Consider the following 14,706-nt stretch of genomic DNA (forward strand, 5'->3'; position numbering starts at 1 on the left):
TAATTTTTAAAATAGGGGAGCCATGAGCACACGTACCTTGACCATCATTGCCGCACTGCTGGTGAGCGCGACTGCGCAGGCCGCTGCGCCCATGGCCCGCTTCCAGGCGCCGGGTTTCTACCGCACCACGCTGGGCGACTTTGAAATCACGGTGCTCAACGACGGCACACTGGACCTGCCGGTCGACAAGTTGCTGAAGCAGCCGCCGGCCAAGACCATTGCGGCGCTGGACAAGGCGTTCCAGAAAAGCCCGTTGCAGACTTCGGTCAACGGCTTCCTGATCAACACCGGCAGCAAGCTGGTGCTGATCGACACCGGCGCGGCCAGCCTGTTCGGGCCGACGCTGGGTCAACTGCTGGGTAATCTGAAGGCGTCCGGCTACAAGCCGGAGCAGGTGGACGAGATCTACATCAGCCACATGCACGGCGACCACGTGGGCGGGCTGGCGGCCAGCGAGCAGCGCGTGTTCCCGAACGCGGTGGTCCGGGCCGGCAAGCTCGATGCGGATTACTACCTGAATCCGACCAACCTGGAGAAGGCGTCGGCCGACGCCAAGGATAATTTCCAGGGGCCGATGGTCTCGATCAATCCCTACGTCAAGGCGGGCAAGTTCCAGCCGATAGTCGCCAACACCGAGCTGGTGCCGGGCATCAAGTCCTACTTCAACGGCGGGCATACGCCGGGCCATATCACGTATGTGGTGGAGAGCAAGGGACAGAAGCTGGTATTGCTGGGCGACCTGCTGCATGTGCAGGCGGTGCAGTTTGACGATCCCGGTGTCGGCATCCAGTTCGACACCGACAGCAAGATCGCGATTGCGGAACGCAAGGAAGCATTCGCGGCGGCGGCAAAAGAGGGTTACCTGATCGGCGCGCCCCATTTGTCGTTCCCTGCGCTAGGCCATGTCAGGGCCAACGGCAAGGGCGGTTACGTGTTCGTTCCAGTGACGTATACGCAACCGCGCTAGACTTTTACGCCAGGGCTGGATAGTCGGTATAGCCGACTTCCGAACTACCGTAGAAGGTTTCAGCATTCCATGGATTGAGCGGCGCGTCGGTTTTCAGGCGCTCCACCAGATCCGGATTCGAAATGTAGTCCTTGCCGAAGGCGATCGCATCGGCATTGCCGCTGTCCAGCACGGACTGCGCTACGACCTTGTCCATCTTCTCATTGGCGATGAACACGCCGCCGAATTCCTTCTTCAGCAGCGGGCCCAGGCTGTCCTCGCCTACCGCTTCGCGCGCGGCGATGAAGGCGATCTTGCGCTTGCCGAGCTCACGCGCCACGTAACCGAAGGTCTCGGCCGGATTGGAGTCGCCCATGCCGTGCGAATCGCGGCGCGGCGCCAGGTGCATGCCGACGCGGTCCGCGCCCCAGACTTCGATCACCGCATCGGTCACTTCCAGCATCAGGCGCGCGCGGTTTTCGATCGGGCCGCCGTACTGGTCGGTGCGCTGGTTGCTCTGATCTTGCAGGAACTGGTCCAGCAGATAGCCGTTGGCGCCGTGGATCTGCACGCCGTCGAAGCCGGCTTTCTTGGCGTTTTCCGCGCCTTTTTTATAGGCGGCCACGACGCCGGCCAGCTCTTCGGTATCCAGCGCGCGCGGCACCGGATATGGACGTTGCGGACGCAGCAGGCTGACATGGCCTTCGGCCGCGATGGCGCTCGGTGCAACCGGCGCATCGCCGTTCAGGAAGCTCGGGTCCGAGATGCGGCCCACGTGCCACAACTGGGCGAAGATCACGCCGCCCTTGGCGTGCACGGCGGCGGTGACTTGCTTCCAGCCTTCCACCTGCTCGTCGGACCACAGGCCCGGCGTATCGGCATAGCCTACGCCTTGCGGAGTGACGGCGGTTGCTTCGCTCAAGATCAGGCCGGCGCTGGCGCGCTGGCCGTAGTATTTGGCCATCAGCGCGTTCGGCACGCGGCCGCCGCCAATCGCACGGGCGCGGGTCAGTGGCGCCATGATGACGCGGTTTTTCAGGGTGATATCGCCTATGGTGATCGGATCGAACAGAGTTGCCATGATAAAAATTCCTTATAGTTGCATTTGATCGATGAAGGCCCGGATGACTTCTTCATCACGTTTGAAATAGCTCCACTGGCCAACGCGCTGCGACGTCACCAGCCCAGCCTTGACCAACACGGCAAGGTGGGCTGACATGGTCGACTGCGACAAGCCGGCGCGGCGGTCGATCATGCCGGCGCAAACTCCCAGGTTCAGCGGATGCTGCTGTTCCGAGAAGTACACGTCCGGCTCTTTCAACCACGCCAGGATCTGGCGTCGCATCGGGTTGGCGAGGGCTTTGTGGATAGCGTCTATGTCCATGGTGGCTATATGTATCGTGTTTTTCCGATTTCAATATCGCCATCTTACGATATAAAAGAAAAATCTGCTGGCGGCCGAAAAATCGTTTATTTTGTGAGAATATTGTTGGAACTCTAACGGGGACCGTATGTCGAGTCATTACATGGATGTGGCGGTGGGGCTGTCCTACACTTTCCTGGCCGTGAGCCTGCTGTGCAGCGCCACGCGGGAAGCGATCGCCTCGCTGTTTCAGACGCGCGCCAAGGTGCTGCTGGACGGCGTGCTGACCATGCTGCATGAGTCGTCGGTCAAACCGCGCGTGCGCGGCATCGTGCCGTCGATCCTGCGCCTGTTCCGGCGTGAAGGCGGTTTCCGGCTTGACCGGCTGGGCGACAAGTCGCTGGTGGCCGATGTGATGCGCCACCCTCTCATCACCGGCATGGCGCAGCGCGGGCGCATGCCTTCCTACATTCCGTCATCGATCTTCGCGCGCGCCTTCGTTTCGACGCTGACGGCGCGCTATGGCAAGGGCCAGACGGCGGCGGCGCTGCTGAACAGCGTAGGCAACGAAGGTTTGACGCGCACATTGCTGGCCTTGATGGGCGAGGGGCCGGGCGACGCTGCGGCGCTGGAGGATGCGGTGCGCATCTGGTACGACACGGTAATGGAACGCATCAGCGGCTGGTACAAGCGGCGCTCGCAGTTCGTGCTGTTTCTGGTCGGGCTGTTCTATGCCTGCGCGATGAACATCGACGCGCTGCAACTGTCGCAGCGGCTGTGGACCGACGCCGCGCTGACGGCGGAGCTGGTGCAGAAGGCCGAAACCGCCAAGCCGGCCACGCCACCGCCAACTGTGCCGCTGGAGCAAACCAAACAGGCCAAGGCGCAAGCGGCATCCTTGCAGCAGCTGCCGATAGGCTGGCCGTCGGACCGCTTCACCGGCATCAGCGGCGCCTGGCCGATCACCATCGCTATTGTGTATGCGCTGATCGGCTGGATCGCCACGGCCTTCGCCGCCTCGCTGGGGTCGCCGTTCTGGTTCGACGGCGTCGGCTGGCTGCTGGCGCTGCGCGGCACCGGCGTCAAGCCGCCAGCGGAAACCACCGCCGCCCCATCAACCGCAACCACGCTGCCGAGCTTGCGGAAATAGGCTTACTTGCCGAGTTGCGCGCAGTTGGCCGATTGGATTGCGCGCTCGGTGATGCTGTTGATGCTTTTGATCGCGTCCTGCGTGCAGGAGGCTTGGTCGACCACGTGCGGCTCCGGCTTGCTGCTCATCTCTTTGTAGCCGATAACGACCAGGGCGGCGGTGGCGCAGGCCACCAGTATCCAGTTGAACTTGGTTTGCATGGTCAGGCCGCGAAGTGCAGGGCCAAGCCGATCACGGCAGGCAGGGTTTGGATCAGCAGGATGGTGCGCTTGACGGTCACGCCGCCCCACACACCGGCCACGGCAACGCAGCTCAGGCCGAATACCGTGAAGGCCGAGGCGATGGCCGCATCGGGATGCAGCAGGCCGACCACCAGCGCCGCCACCAGGAAGCCGTTGTAGCAGCCCTGGTTGGACATGGCCGGTTGCACGATCTCGGCTTTTTCCTTGCTCAGCCCGAAAACGCGGCGGCCGCGCGAATTGAACAATACTGTTTCCAGCAAGACGATGTACACGTGGATCAGCGCCACCAGGGCGGTGACGATTTGCGCTGCCAGCTGCATGAGGGTTCCCTTTTTCTTAGAATAATAAATTGGCGCGGGTGAGATAGTACCATTCGCTATTGGCGCCGGCGCCGCTGTCCGGGAACAGAATGCGGCCGTCGAATTCGGCCAGCACCGGTGTGCCATCGACGCGGCGGCCGATTTCCTCGCCTTGCTGCACCGGATCGAAGCTCGACCAGTTGCGGCTGAAGGCGTCGCCGGCGTCCTGCTTGTCGTAGACGGCGACCATGCTCAGCGCTTCCATCTGCTCAGGCGCGACCGGCTCCGGCGGTGGTGCGTCGATCAGGCCGAGGAAGGCGAGGGTGTTGAGGATGGCGCGGTAGGCGACTTCGGGCGCTTGCGGATCGCTGTGCTGGCCGCATTCCAAGGTCAGCGCGTAGCCGCCGGTGGAGCGCATGTATTCGGTGGTGCCCATGCCGTAGCGCAGCACAGTTTGCAGCTCGCCGCTGCCGGCCAGGCGGCGTTGCACGCCGTCGCCGTAGGTGCGCAGCCAGCCGTCGACGAAGCGGCGCACGCCGAGGCGTCGCGCCAGCGCGCGTTCCTGCGCTTCGTGCTGAAACGGCTCCAGCGGTCCATCGTTGTTGCGCGGCCCGACCATCACGAACGGTTCACTGGCCGCGTTAAAGGAATGCAGGTCGAGCAGCACCTCGTGCTGTGCGAGCAAAGGACAGAGCCAGTTGGCCACCCGGTCCTCAAAATCCTGCGGATTCGAATTCGGAAACAGATTGCGGTTCAGATTGCGTTCGCCGGCCCGCTCGCCCTTGGCATAGGCCAAGGGATTGGCGACCGGCACGAACGTCACGCTGCCCCGGAGGAGGATCAGCGCGCCGCCGTCCAGTTCCTTCATCACACGCCGGATCGCCTGCGTGCCGCAAGTTTCATTGCCATGCACCGCGCCTGTGATGATCAGCCGTATGCCCGCCTGCTGGCCGCTGTACTGATGCGAACTGAATTGGAAACGGCTGATCTCACTCATGGACCTTAGCCCTGGGGTTCGTTTTTGATTTGCGGATCGTGGAGGAATTCGACGCCGTCCTGGTCCTTGAAGTTTAGCGTGACGTTCAAGGTCTCGGCCTTGGTATTGGCATCGCTGAACGTCAACTGCTTGCCGCTGATGCTGACGCTCGCCGGGCTCAACTGATCATTGTCCGCCGGCACGACGGTCATGCCGGTAAATACGATGTCGTAACCGTTGGTGTCGTAAATTTGATAGTTGATAATCGTGTCTTGCAACGTTACAGATGGAACGGCCGGTGCGGTCTTCACAATGTATTTACCAGGCGTGGCGGCCGGTTGTACCTTTACCAGCACGTTCAGGAATTGGGTGGCGGAATTCAGGGTCATAAGCTAGCTTTCTTTAGTGGGTGGGTGGAGAGGTACTGCACATAATCCGGGTCGTCATAGCGCATCGCTTCGAGCGTTTTTTTCGCCGCACTGGCGCCATCAAGCTGGTTCAGGCAGGCATGCGCCTGGACCCAGCGCGACAGCAGTTTAAAATCACCGGTGTTGCGCATCAGCGGACGCAGCTTGCTTTGGGCGATCTCACATTGCTTCTGCGCTTGCGACGGATTGGCATCGGCATCCAGCAAGAGCGCGTCAATCAGACTATTGAGAATCACTTGGTCGGCGGGAGCGCGAGTGTGAATGAGCTGCAGTTGTTCGAGGGCTGGTTGCAGCGTGATGGCGGCTTCTCTCGACTGTTGTTCGCGTAATTGCAACTTGGCTTTGTAGCGCTGCACATTGGCCAGCAGCATTTGCAGATTGAGTTTTTTGGGTTCGAGGCGACTTAACTCTGCAAAGCCTTGTTCCAGCTTATCCAGTTGACCAAGTGCTTGCCTCGTCGCTATATGATTGGCATTGGTTTCCAGTAGACGAAATTGAGCAAAATACAAACTGCTTTGCCAGATACGGTTGCTGGGATCCTCTTCGACGACGGCTTGAATCAGCTTGTGGGCTTGCGTGAGATCGTCATAGCTTGCCGCCATGTTGCCACGGGCTTGTTTGATTTCCGCCTGATGCGACCAAGCTGCGGACAGCGCCTTGACCCATTGCGTTTCTTTTGGATACTTGCCGTGTAGCGATTGCAGGAGTTTCAGCTCGCGCCCGTACAGCGACTCGGCGGAGCTCAGCTTTCCGAGTTGCATATCCGCGCGGGCCTGCCAGGACAAGCTATCGGCCAGATCGGTAGTCAGTTGCTTGTCGTCCGGTGTTTTGGCATGGGCCCGTGCTTTGAGCTCGACCGACAACGCGAACTCATTGGCAGCGCGCGCCACGTCGCCTTTTTGTAGTGCGATGCTGCCCAGACTGTTGTGCGCGAACGATTGCTCCATCCAACTCGCGGGATCGTTCGGTGCCGCTGCGGCTAGCTGATCGCTGTAGACGCGGTATTCCTCCATGTATTGCTCTGCCTTGTCCGATTCCTTTTGATCGAAATGGATCTGGCCCAGCCAAAAAGCATTTTCTCCAGCACTTTTCAACAGCGGGACGTCGGCTGGTTTGGTCTGCAGTTGTTGCTTGAGTATTGCGCGTCCTGCCAGCAAGGCGGTATTGGCGCCAATCGGATCCGCCCGCGCAATCTTGACTTCCGAGATGAGCTGCAATGATTTGGCGCGTTGGACAAGGGAAGCATCGCTATCGTTGGCGCGGGCAGGATCGGAGAGATAGCTCAAGGCGCGATTGCTGACACTGTCCAACAAATCCAGCTTGCCGAGAGGGCGCAGTTTGTCCACGAACTCGCCGAGCATATACGCCATGAGGCCCTCGGCTTCGGTGCGGTGGGCCTCGGCTTGCGTTTGCGCCGACCGGGCGGTCAGGCCGAGGATGGCGGCCAGGATGGCCAGACCAGTTACGACGATCATTACCGCCATCCGCACGCGTTCGTTACGGCGTTCGCTTTGGAGGGACGATTGGATGAAGCTTTGTTCCTGGGGCGTGAGGCCGAAACCGTTGGTTGCGAGCAGCGCACGCGCCTGGTTGGTCTGGGTGCCGGAGGGCAGCAGCATGTCGCGCTTGCGGCCGCTGTCTTGCCAGCGCTTGGCTTGCGCGCTGATGCGGCTGCGCACTTGCAGTGCTTGCCGGTGTTCCTCGATCCACGCCACCACGCGTGGCCAGCGGCGCAGCAGGGCTTCGTGGGCCAGGCCGAAAGCCGGGGCGCCGCCTTGCAGATCGCTGACGAACAAATGGGCGTCGACCAGCGCTTGCACCAGCTTGTTTTCCGCATCGTTGCGCAAGGCCGACCATGGCACGCGGCGCGAGCTGACCGTGGCTTCGTCTTCCGCCACCAGCACCAGCTGCGACAGCACGTGGGGCAGGGCGGCGATCTGCGCGCTGCCCAGCGCCGAGATGACTTGCTCGGCGCGCGCGCCGATCGCGCCTTCCAGTCCGCCCATGGCGTGGAAGGCGGCGTGGCTCAATTCGCCGTCGGCGCTGCGCTGGCGGTACAGCTCTTGTAAACAGTATTGCAGCAGCGGCAGGCTATCGGCGCCGGCGCGGGCGGCGTGGCACAGCACCTGGTCCAGGCCTTCGCCGTGCTCGTCGACGGTGTAGCGCAGCTGCGCCACCTGCGCCGGATGGCGCACGATCTGGGCGATGTCGGCGCTGCCGGGCGGCGTCAGGTCGAAGTGGCCGCCGCTCAATTTCAAGGTCATCAGGGCCGGGTAGGAGGCCAGTTGCGGGTAAAAATCGTTGCGGCAGGCCAGCACCAGCTGCATGCAGCCCGAGCGCGCCAGCTGATCCAGCACGTTGACGAACACGGCCCGTTCCTGGTCGCCGACGTGCGGCAGGCGGAAGATGGCCTCGAAACGGTCGATGAACAACAGCAGCTGGATGGCGGGCAGGCGGCGTTGCAGGTGCTCGACCAGCAGCGGCATGTCCTGCGCCATGCGCTGGGCCAGTGCCGCCGCGCTGGTGTTTTCAAACAGCAGCTTGCCGTCGATTTCGGCGTCAAGCAGCACGCTGGCCAGGGTTTCCAGCAGGCCGGACTGGCCCATGTCGGCGCAATCGAGCTGGACGTGCTCGCTGATGGCGATGCCGGTTTCGGCCGGGGCGGCGCCGGCTTTCAGGGCCGGAATCAGGCCAGCCTGCACCAGCGAGGTCTTGCCCGCGCCGGAAGGGCCGAGCACCAGCACCATGGCGCAAGCGGCCTGGGCCTGGGCTACCACCACTTGCACCAGCTGGTCCACGCTGAGCTTGCGTCCGAAGAAAATCGCCGCGTGCTGCTCTTCAAACGCTTCCAGGCCGCGGAACGGCGAGGCGTGCAGCCAGCTGCCCTGGCTCACTTCATCGTCGTAGCTCAGTTCTGCCAGCAGGCGGTAACCGCGCTTGCGGATGGTTTCAATATAGCGCGGCTCGGTAGCCGAATCGTCCAGCGCGCGGCGTAGTTGGGTGATGATTTTGTGGATGGCGTTGTCGCTCGGCGAGACGTCGCCCCAGCAGGCGTCGAGCAGGGTTTCGGCGGAAACGACCACGTGCGGATGGCTGCACAGATACAGCAAAACATCCATGGCACGGGGTTCAAGCTGGCGGTTCAGGACCCCGCAACTGAGTGTATTGGTGGCCGGATCGACCCGCCACTCGCCAAAACGGAAACTCTTGTGCTTCATCCTGCCTTCTTTTCCTTCAAATAAACACGCTAATAATCAATGACTTAACCTTCGGAAGGTTTTCGGAAGGCTGGTATGCAAGCCACCGGGTACAGTCATCGACACGGAAAATATAACATTATCCACGAGGAAATAGTTGAACAATTATCACGGAGTTCCCATGACTGTTTTAACCGGCGTGAAAGCACCGTTTGAACTGACCCAGTACGCGATAGCGATCAAACAACAAGGGATCGATTTCGTGATTCGCCATTACAGCCACCAGGCCGGCAAGAGTTTGTCGCTGGCCGAGGCGCGCGCGTTGACGGAGGCCGGGTTGCAGATCGGCGTGCTGTGGGAGGCGCCGGACGCGCATCTCAGCTACTACACCCGGGCCCAGGGTTGCGCCGACGGCGCGGCGGCTTTCCTGATGGCGCAATCGGTCATCGCCCAGCCGTCCGGCTCGGTGATTTACTTTGCCGCGCCGGACCTGGCCGAGGCGGACGGCGCCATCGTCCGCTATCTGGAGGGGGTGAACCAGGCGTTCCGCGCCGCCGCGCCGGGCGAGCGCCACTATCAGGTGGGCGTGTACGGCTCGGCCGCCTGCTGCGAGGCGATGATGGCGCGCGGCCTGGCCAGCCTGAGTTGGCTGGCCGATGACGACGAATGGGCCTACGCCGGCTACAGTCTGCGCCAGCAGGCCGCTGCGCTGCTGCCGGTGGACGACGGCCGCCGCATCAGCGTCGGCCGGGCCTGCACCAGCGCCGAGCGTCCGGCGGGCTTGTTCCGGGTGCTGTAACGATGAATATCTGTTTTACCGAAACCCCATCGCTGAAGACCGTCAAGCCATCGAGAACCATCTTCCTGAACAATACCGGGCAGGATGTGACGCTGAAGTTTGTCACCGCGCCTGATTATGTGCTGGGAGCGTATGCGATCAGCACCGGCATCAGCGCGGCCATCGATCACCTGCGGGTCGGCGAGACCGACTTTTATTCCTGCCACAGCCAGAACGTTGCGATCCCCGGCAACTGCACGGCGGTGCTGACCATCGCCAACAGCGTGATGACAATGACAGTGTCTGGCTGATAAGATGTGGCCGATGAATTCTCCTTCCATCGGCCGCAATTCCGGCCTCGACACCCTGCGTGCGCTGGCCATTGTGCTGGTGTTTACCAACCACTACATGATCTTCGTCAGCGGCAATCCGACCTTCGGCTGGGTGAGCGAGATCGGCTGGGCCGGCGTGGACCTGTTCTTCGCCCTGAGCGGCTACCTGATCGGCAACCAGATCCTGGGCGGCATCCGCCAGCAGCAGGCGGGGATGGCGCGCTTCTCGCTGGCGCGGTTTTACGCGCGGCGTTTGTTGCGCACCTTGCCGAATTTTTATGTGGTGCTGGCGCTGTACGCCTTGTGGCCGGCGATGCGCGGCACCAGCAGCATGCCGCCGTTGTGGCAGTTCCTGACCTTTACGCAGAATATCTCGCTGACGCCGGGCACGGCGTTCTCGCATGCGTGGTCGCTGTGTGTGGAGGAGCAGTTCTACTTCCTGCTGCCGGCGCTGGCCTTGTCGATCGCCATGCTGCGCAAGTCGCTGGTGTGGGCCTGGGTGGCGGTGCTTGCCGCGCTGGTCGGCGGGATGGTGATCCGCAGCGTGCTCTGGCAGGGCCTGGAGTCGGCCGAGTTTGGCGGCAGCAGCTACTACACGACGATCTATTACGCCTCATGGTGCCGCTTCGATGAACTGGTGTGCGGCGTGGCGATCGCGCTGCTGAAGAATTATCACGCCGGCGCCTGGGCGCGTGTCACGTCCTATGGCAACTGGACCTTGGCCGCCGGCGCGGCGCTGTTGACGGTGACCTGGAACCTGCTGCTGGAAGACCACTACGGCTATGCGATGACAGTGTACGGTTACCCGCTGCTGGGCCTGAGTTTCAGCCTGCTGCTGATCGCGGCGCTGAGTTCCGGCTCGCTGCTGCAGCGCTGGCGCGTGCCGGGTGCGGCCAGCCTGGCGTTGTGGTCGTATGCGATCTATCTGACGCACAAGCAGCTGTGCGTGCTGCTGCGCGCGCCATTGCAGGCGCAGGGATGGGGACCGGAAAGCTGGCAGGCCCTGATCATCATGGGCACGGCCAGCGTGTTGGTGGGCTGGTTGTTGTATCTGCTGGTGGAAACGCCGTTCATGAAACTGCGCGACCGCTACGTGCCATCGAATTACCGCAAGGCGCCTAGCCCATCTCAATCACATCAAACGGCGACTGTGTAGAACCGAGGAAGCCCATCACGGCGCGCGCGCGGTCGCCGATGTCGTGATCGCGGGTGGCGTCGACCACGTGGCGCAGTCCGGGAATGACTTCGGTGATGTGCGGGCTGTCGTACGCCTCGACCAGCAGCGCGGCCAGCTCGGTGGCGCGGCCGCGATTGTTACGCATGCGTTCCTCCAGCACCGCCAGCAAGGCGCGCTGCATGCGCGGCGTGGGGTTGTCGATATAGCCGAACACCAGCGGCGTATTCGAAATCGCCTCGCACAGCCGGCGCTCGATATCATCGGGCTTCACATCGGAAGCGATATCGAAATACGCGCCATTCCAGCGCGTGCGTTCGTAAGGGTGACCGGGCGGGAAGGAATCGGCCGTCTCAAAGCCAAGCAAGTGGCTCAAACGGCGCAACCATTTAATCAAAGTAGGCATCATCCCGGCATTTTAGCTGCTTTCAATCCGATCCGGATTGGCTGCCGCCGGCAGGGATAAGCTGTCGTAGTTCCGGTCTGATCTGACACAGAGTGTGTGACTGACGACCGGCGGTATCCGCAGCCGCTATCGGCCAACCTGGTAACCACCAGTGACGCCAGTCCTGGCGCAATCACTTATAAGCCAAGGCCAGCGGGAACGATACGATGCCGCCTTTGCTTCGAAAAGTTCTAAATGCGGAGTCAGCGAGCTCATTGTGAGAACACCCTCGTAAAGCATTTGTAGTCCATTTGGCGCATAGATAGCGTCCGGCGTCGCTCCTACACAGGTGGCAGGGATAAGGAATCTGTCAATTCCATCACGAGCACTCTGAAGTGGTGGATATGGGTGGCCGAAGTATGACTCATACCATATATGTACTCGGGCTTGGTTGCTAACTTCAATGGGGACTAGCAAATCGGCCAACACTTCGTTAACACGCCGTTGAACGCGACGCTCACCTTCTTCACTCAAGTCACTGTCGTCGAAATAAAATAAATCATAATCCTTGATATCAGCGTCGGGAGCGCGTCCATCTTTTAAATTCCATACCGTCTGAAACAGGCAGCCTGCTACTAACCAACCATCTGGAAGCGCTAAAGCATCCCAGCGGTCCAGAATTATGCGGTTGTTATAGTTGGAGAGTATGTCCGAACGAAATTTCTCTTGCATATATCCTTCAGGAAATAGCCGGATCTAAAGCATGAATGCCCGTTCCTGGCTGCGGCAGTCACTCTGTTGCGCTAGCTACTAGGTCGATATTTCGCGCTAGTTGCGGTTAATCGCCTGTTCTACCCACTTTTCCAAAGCGCCATTTTTTGCCCCTATTTCAAGCTGATCGCCAATCGTGACGACGTTGCCTTTGGGGTCGATCAGCGCAAAGGTTGGGTAACCACGAACACCAACTTTCTCGATTAAATTATTGCCCTTTACGACGGTACGCCAGTTAAAGTTCATCCGTTTTGCGAAACCTTTTGCCTCGTCCATCGAGTCGAACGTCACTGCAAGGGTCGTAACATCTTTGTGCTTTTTAGCGAAGGCGTTAAGCATCGGTACTTCTTTGATACAAGGTGAGCACTCGGCGAAGTAGAAGCTGATCAGGGTGTAGCGCCCAAGGAGGGTATCGTTGGTTACTAGAGTACCATCAACAGAATGCAGTTTGAATTTCGGAAACGCCGAACCGAATTTCACTTTATATATCGGGGCCACAGGCGTCTGCTTTGCCTTCAACCGAACTACTGCGAAACCTTGATCGCCAGTTTTCCGTTTTTCCATACTGAAGTCATAATTGCTCAGCATGCTTTGGAACTTCTGGAAATCTATCTTCCGACCTAGGGCATCTCTGTATTCAACATTGTTGTAACCTTATAATCCAATCTGCGCTTGAAAATTTGATTCTTTTAATGCGTCTGTTGATTTTTTTCCTTCATCCGCATGAACGCTATCTAGGTGAATCAAAAATAAAAACAACGGAACTGATGCTATTTTTTTGAGAAGTGGAGGCATAACGGAGGTCAGTTGGATTTTTGGGAATTGCTATGTTGATGATAATAACATTTTGCTTTCCTGTAAATCTCGCAATTTGTCACGATTCGGATCGACGGTTATCCAGTGTGACCCTTTTTTGGCTTCCTGCCAAACGAGCATTTTTCTGCCATAGAGCCACCGCCATCCTTGGCATCGTTAAAACATTCCCTTGCCATTGACAACATAGCCGAGGGTGGATCTGGAGGACACTCATCCGAGCTTCCCTGAGTCAGTAAGCCATTAGAATATTTACATTCCATTTCAAGAGACGAAATTGCCACTACTTGACCGTTCTCGAAATGAAATCTAACGAAAATGGTCCAGCCATTTTGTTCCTGTTGCCAAGCAATCTGGCAGCCCGAGTATTCTTGGGGTATCTTATGCGCCATCGGAAAAACTTTCAGGTTCAATCCATGGGCGACGTTCTCGCCTGCGTCGCTGGGAGGTTGTTGAACCAAGCAATTTTCCTGACTAGCCGTCAATTGGGCATTTGCATTTGAAATCAGGAACAATGCAATCACACCAAAAATAATTTCAAGAAGTGAATTTCTTAACACCATAGATTTCGACTCTAAATTTTTGGATCACCGCTAATGGCCGAACTCAGTTGCTCCTGTCAGGAGTGCGTGCCACGCGTGATTCCGTACGCCTTTGCAAAGAACCATTTCGCCATAGCAGCGACACTATATATACAAATGCCGGTGACGAATAGAATGCCGCCGAAGGTCTGTGTCCCGGTCATAAATGCCATGATACCGACCAAGGAAACAAAATCTCCCAGAACTATTCCTATGCTACGCTTTGTGCAATCGAAAACTGACATGGCGCCCTCCCTATATCTTCACCTTGCTTACCTTTAGTTGCACCGTTTTCTGCAATTGCCTGCTCATGGCCGAAACCAACCCGACACTCAGCATAGCATTTTGCATGTGATGAAAATACACTGATTATCACAATAGTCCACCTAGGCAAATGAGCCGCTTGTACATTTAAGCCAATCACAACTCAGGTAAGGGGCCGTGCAGTTGCACCTAGCTCATGTGGCGCCTCAATATACCGCTCACATCTTGTGCATATGCTCCTATAACGCCGAAGTTCTCGGTGCTTTCATAGGAGACGATCATAGCATCTGATTTTTACAAGTACTTCAAAGAGAACATGTACAGCCTGGGGCTTGATTGCCCTGAAACGCTATTTGCCACCAAGGGCACCGCAATTTCGACAGCGGCACCAATTTTTGACCGCCATTCAGCAGCACGGGTCCAAGGTCACCGTGGCGGAGTTGATTGGTGCGGGAACTGGGCTCGAAAAGCTCATTTATCTCGGGGCGTTGCGGGCTTCGTTCTACGTTGGCGCGGCGGTCGGCAGCATTGCGGTCGCTACCGGGCGGAGTTTGGCTGGTGGTACTTCATTGGCGGATGTATTGATGGAGGCCCAAAGCAATCACTTGCATCGACCTTGGCTCGCGGGCGTGCTGATGCGCTGGCCTGGCATTTATCAGCCAGAGGTGAAATCCAGAAAGCACTATCGCCAGTCCTGGAGCCGGCCATGAGAGATCGCTTCGCGCTGCTTCTTTGTGCTGGCATTTGTTCGTTGGCGGCGTGGGCTTCGTGGCGTTGGTGGGGCGAACACATCACCTTTGCGGTGCTGGTGCTGCTGTTGGTGGCCTATGCCGTCGACAATTTTCAGTTGCGAAAACAGGTTCGCGGCTTGCTGGCGGAGCGCGACCGGCGCGAGCGTGGTGAGCGGAAGAGGGCGTTATTTCGCGTGATGCAAAGCCTGCTTGCCGTGCGCGAAAAAAAAGCCGGGACTGGCCCGGCCTAATAGGGAGAGTGTGTTTCGGCAGCCG

Annotated in this window: 18 protein-coding genes; 7 read left to right on the forward strand and 11 right to left on the reverse strand. The window is 59.1% G+C overall.

Translation table 11 applies throughout. From position 1 onward, the window contains the following. Nucleotides 1-22: 22 nt before the first annotated feature. The gene (locus tag ACXZ1M_RS25490) at nucleotides 23-967 is read left to right on the forward strand and encodes an MBL fold metallo-hydrolase (protein ID WP_459050388.1); all 945 of its coding nucleotides are present in this window, start codon (nucleotides 23-25) and stop codon (nucleotides 965-967) included. Between the two features lie 4 nt (nucleotides 968-971). On the opposite strand, the gene ACXZ1M_RS25495 is transcribed toward ACXZ1M_RS25490, so the two are convergent. Next, entirely contained in the window at nucleotides 972-2,027 is a 1,056-nt protein-coding gene (locus ACXZ1M_RS25495; RefSeq protein ID WP_459050389.1) for an alkene reductase, read from the reverse strand. A gap of 12 nt (nucleotides 2,028-2,039) precedes the next feature. Then, complete coding sequence (locus tag ACXZ1M_RS25500; protein WP_459050390.1) at nucleotides 2,040-2,330, reverse strand: ArsR/SmtB family transcription factor; 291 nt, start codon at nucleotides 2,328-2,330, stop codon at nucleotides 2,040-2,042. A gap of 127 nt (nucleotides 2,331-2,457) precedes the next feature. Between ACXZ1M_RS25500 and ACXZ1M_RS25505 the strand changes: the two genes are divergently transcribed. Further along, nucleotides 2,458-3,459, forward strand: a complete 1,002-nt coding sequence (locus ACXZ1M_RS25505; protein WP_459050391.1) for a hypothetical protein — start codon at nucleotides 2,458-2,460, stop codon at nucleotides 3,457-3,459. A 2-nt stretch (nucleotides 3,460-3,461) separates the two neighbouring features. Here ACXZ1M_RS25505 and ACXZ1M_RS25510 read toward each other — a convergent pair whose 3' ends face one another. From ACXZ1M_RS25510 to ACXZ1M_RS25530, 5 genes are read right to left on the reverse strand one after another with little or no spacing between them, the layout of a single operon-like run. Next, nucleotides 3,462-3,659, reverse strand: coding sequence for an entry exclusion lipoprotein TrbK (locus ACXZ1M_RS25510; protein WP_459050392.1), 198 nt, complete (start codon nucleotides 3,657-3,659; stop codon nucleotides 3,462-3,464). Nucleotides 3,660-3,661: 2 nt separating this feature from the next. After that, nucleotides 3,662-4,021, reverse strand: coding sequence for a DUF1304 domain-containing protein (locus ACXZ1M_RS25515; protein WP_459050393.1), 360 nt, complete (start codon nucleotides 4,019-4,021; stop codon nucleotides 3,662-3,664). Nucleotides 4,022-4,037: 16 nt separating this feature from the next. Then, nucleotides 4,038-4,997: a M14 family metallopeptidase gene (locus ACXZ1M_RS25520; protein ID WP_459050394.1), complete on the reverse strand. Its 960-nt coding sequence runs from the start codon at nucleotides 4,995-4,997 to the stop codon at nucleotides 4,038-4,040. A gap of 5 nt (nucleotides 4,998-5,002) precedes the next feature. Continuing rightward, nucleotides 5,003-5,365, reverse strand: a complete 363-nt coding sequence (locus ACXZ1M_RS25525; RefSeq protein ID WP_459050395.1) for a hypothetical protein — start codon at nucleotides 5,363-5,365, stop codon at nucleotides 5,003-5,005. Then, nucleotides 5,362-8,622: an nSTAND1 domain-containing NTPase gene (locus ACXZ1M_RS25530; RefSeq protein WP_459050396.1), complete on the reverse strand. Its 3,261-nt coding sequence runs from the start codon at nucleotides 8,620-8,622 to the stop codon at nucleotides 5,362-5,364. Before ACXZ1M_RS25530 ends, ACXZ1M_RS25525 begins: the two co-directional genes overlap by 4 nt. Nucleotides 8,623-8,782: 160 nt before the next feature. Between ACXZ1M_RS25530 and ACXZ1M_RS25535 the strand changes: the two genes are divergently transcribed. From ACXZ1M_RS25535 to ACXZ1M_RS25545, 3 genes are read left to right on the forward strand one after another with little or no spacing between them, the layout of a single operon-like run. Beyond that, a complete protein-coding gene (locus tag ACXZ1M_RS25535) occupies nucleotides 8,783-9,400 on the forward strand; it encodes a glycoside hydrolase domain-containing protein (protein ID WP_459050397.1) in 618 nt (205 codons plus the stop codon). A gap of 2 nt (nucleotides 9,401-9,402) precedes the next feature. After that, a complete protein-coding gene (locus ACXZ1M_RS25540) occupies nucleotides 9,403-9,690 on the forward strand; it encodes a hypothetical protein (protein ID WP_459050398.1) in 288 nt (95 codons plus the stop codon). Between the two features lie 13 nt (nucleotides 9,691-9,703). Continuing rightward, on the forward strand, nucleotides 9,704-10,867 hold the full coding sequence (locus tag ACXZ1M_RS25545; RefSeq protein ID WP_459050399.1) for an acyltransferase family protein: 1,164 nt from the start codon (nucleotides 9,704-9,706) through the stop codon (nucleotides 10,865-10,867). On the opposite strand, the gene ACXZ1M_RS25550 is transcribed toward ACXZ1M_RS25545, so the two are convergent. The 4 genes from ACXZ1M_RS25550 to ACXZ1M_RS25565 all read right to left on the reverse strand — a co-directional run bounded on the left by ACXZ1M_RS25550 (nucleotide 10,830) and on the right by ACXZ1M_RS25565 (nucleotide 13,417). Next, on the reverse strand, nucleotides 10,830-11,261 hold the full coding sequence (locus tag ACXZ1M_RS25550; protein ID WP_459050400.1) for a hypothetical protein: 432 nt from the start codon (nucleotides 11,259-11,261) through the stop codon (nucleotides 10,830-10,832). The genes ACXZ1M_RS25545 and ACXZ1M_RS25550 overlap by 38 nt on opposite strands. A gap of 156 nt (nucleotides 11,262-11,417) precedes the next feature. Further along, entirely contained in the window at nucleotides 11,418-12,002 is a 585-nt protein-coding gene (locus ACXZ1M_RS25555; RefSeq protein ID WP_459050401.1) for a nucleotidyltransferase family protein, read from the reverse strand. 96 nt (nucleotides 12,003-12,098) lie between these two features. After that, nucleotides 12,099-12,629, reverse strand: a complete 531-nt coding sequence (locus tag ACXZ1M_RS25560; RefSeq protein WP_459050402.1) for a TlpA family protein disulfide reductase — start codon at nucleotides 12,627-12,629, stop codon at nucleotides 12,099-12,101. Nucleotides 12,630-12,934: 305 nt separating this feature from the next. Then, nucleotides 12,935-13,417 (reverse strand): hypothetical protein, encoded by a 483-nt coding sequence (locus tag ACXZ1M_RS25565; protein ID WP_459050403.1) that lies wholly within the window; start codon nucleotides 13,415-13,417, stop codon nucleotides 12,935-12,937. A 614-nt stretch (nucleotides 13,418-14,031) separates the two neighbouring features. On the opposite strand from ACXZ1M_RS25565, the gene ACXZ1M_RS25570 reads away from it, so the two are divergent. Continuing rightward, a complete protein-coding gene (locus tag ACXZ1M_RS25570; protein WP_459050404.1) occupies nucleotides 14,032-14,409 on the forward strand; it encodes a hypothetical protein in 378 nt (125 codons plus the stop codon). Continuing rightward, nucleotides 14,406-14,681, forward strand: a complete 276-nt coding sequence (locus tag ACXZ1M_RS25575) for a hypothetical protein (RefSeq protein WP_459050405.1) — start codon at nucleotides 14,406-14,408, stop codon at nucleotides 14,679-14,681. The genes ACXZ1M_RS25570 and ACXZ1M_RS25575 overlap by 4 nt, the downstream gene beginning before the upstream one ends. The last annotated feature ends 25 nt before the right edge of the window (nucleotides 14,682-14,706 follow it).

The organism is Duganella paludis, from assembly GCF_054461335.1.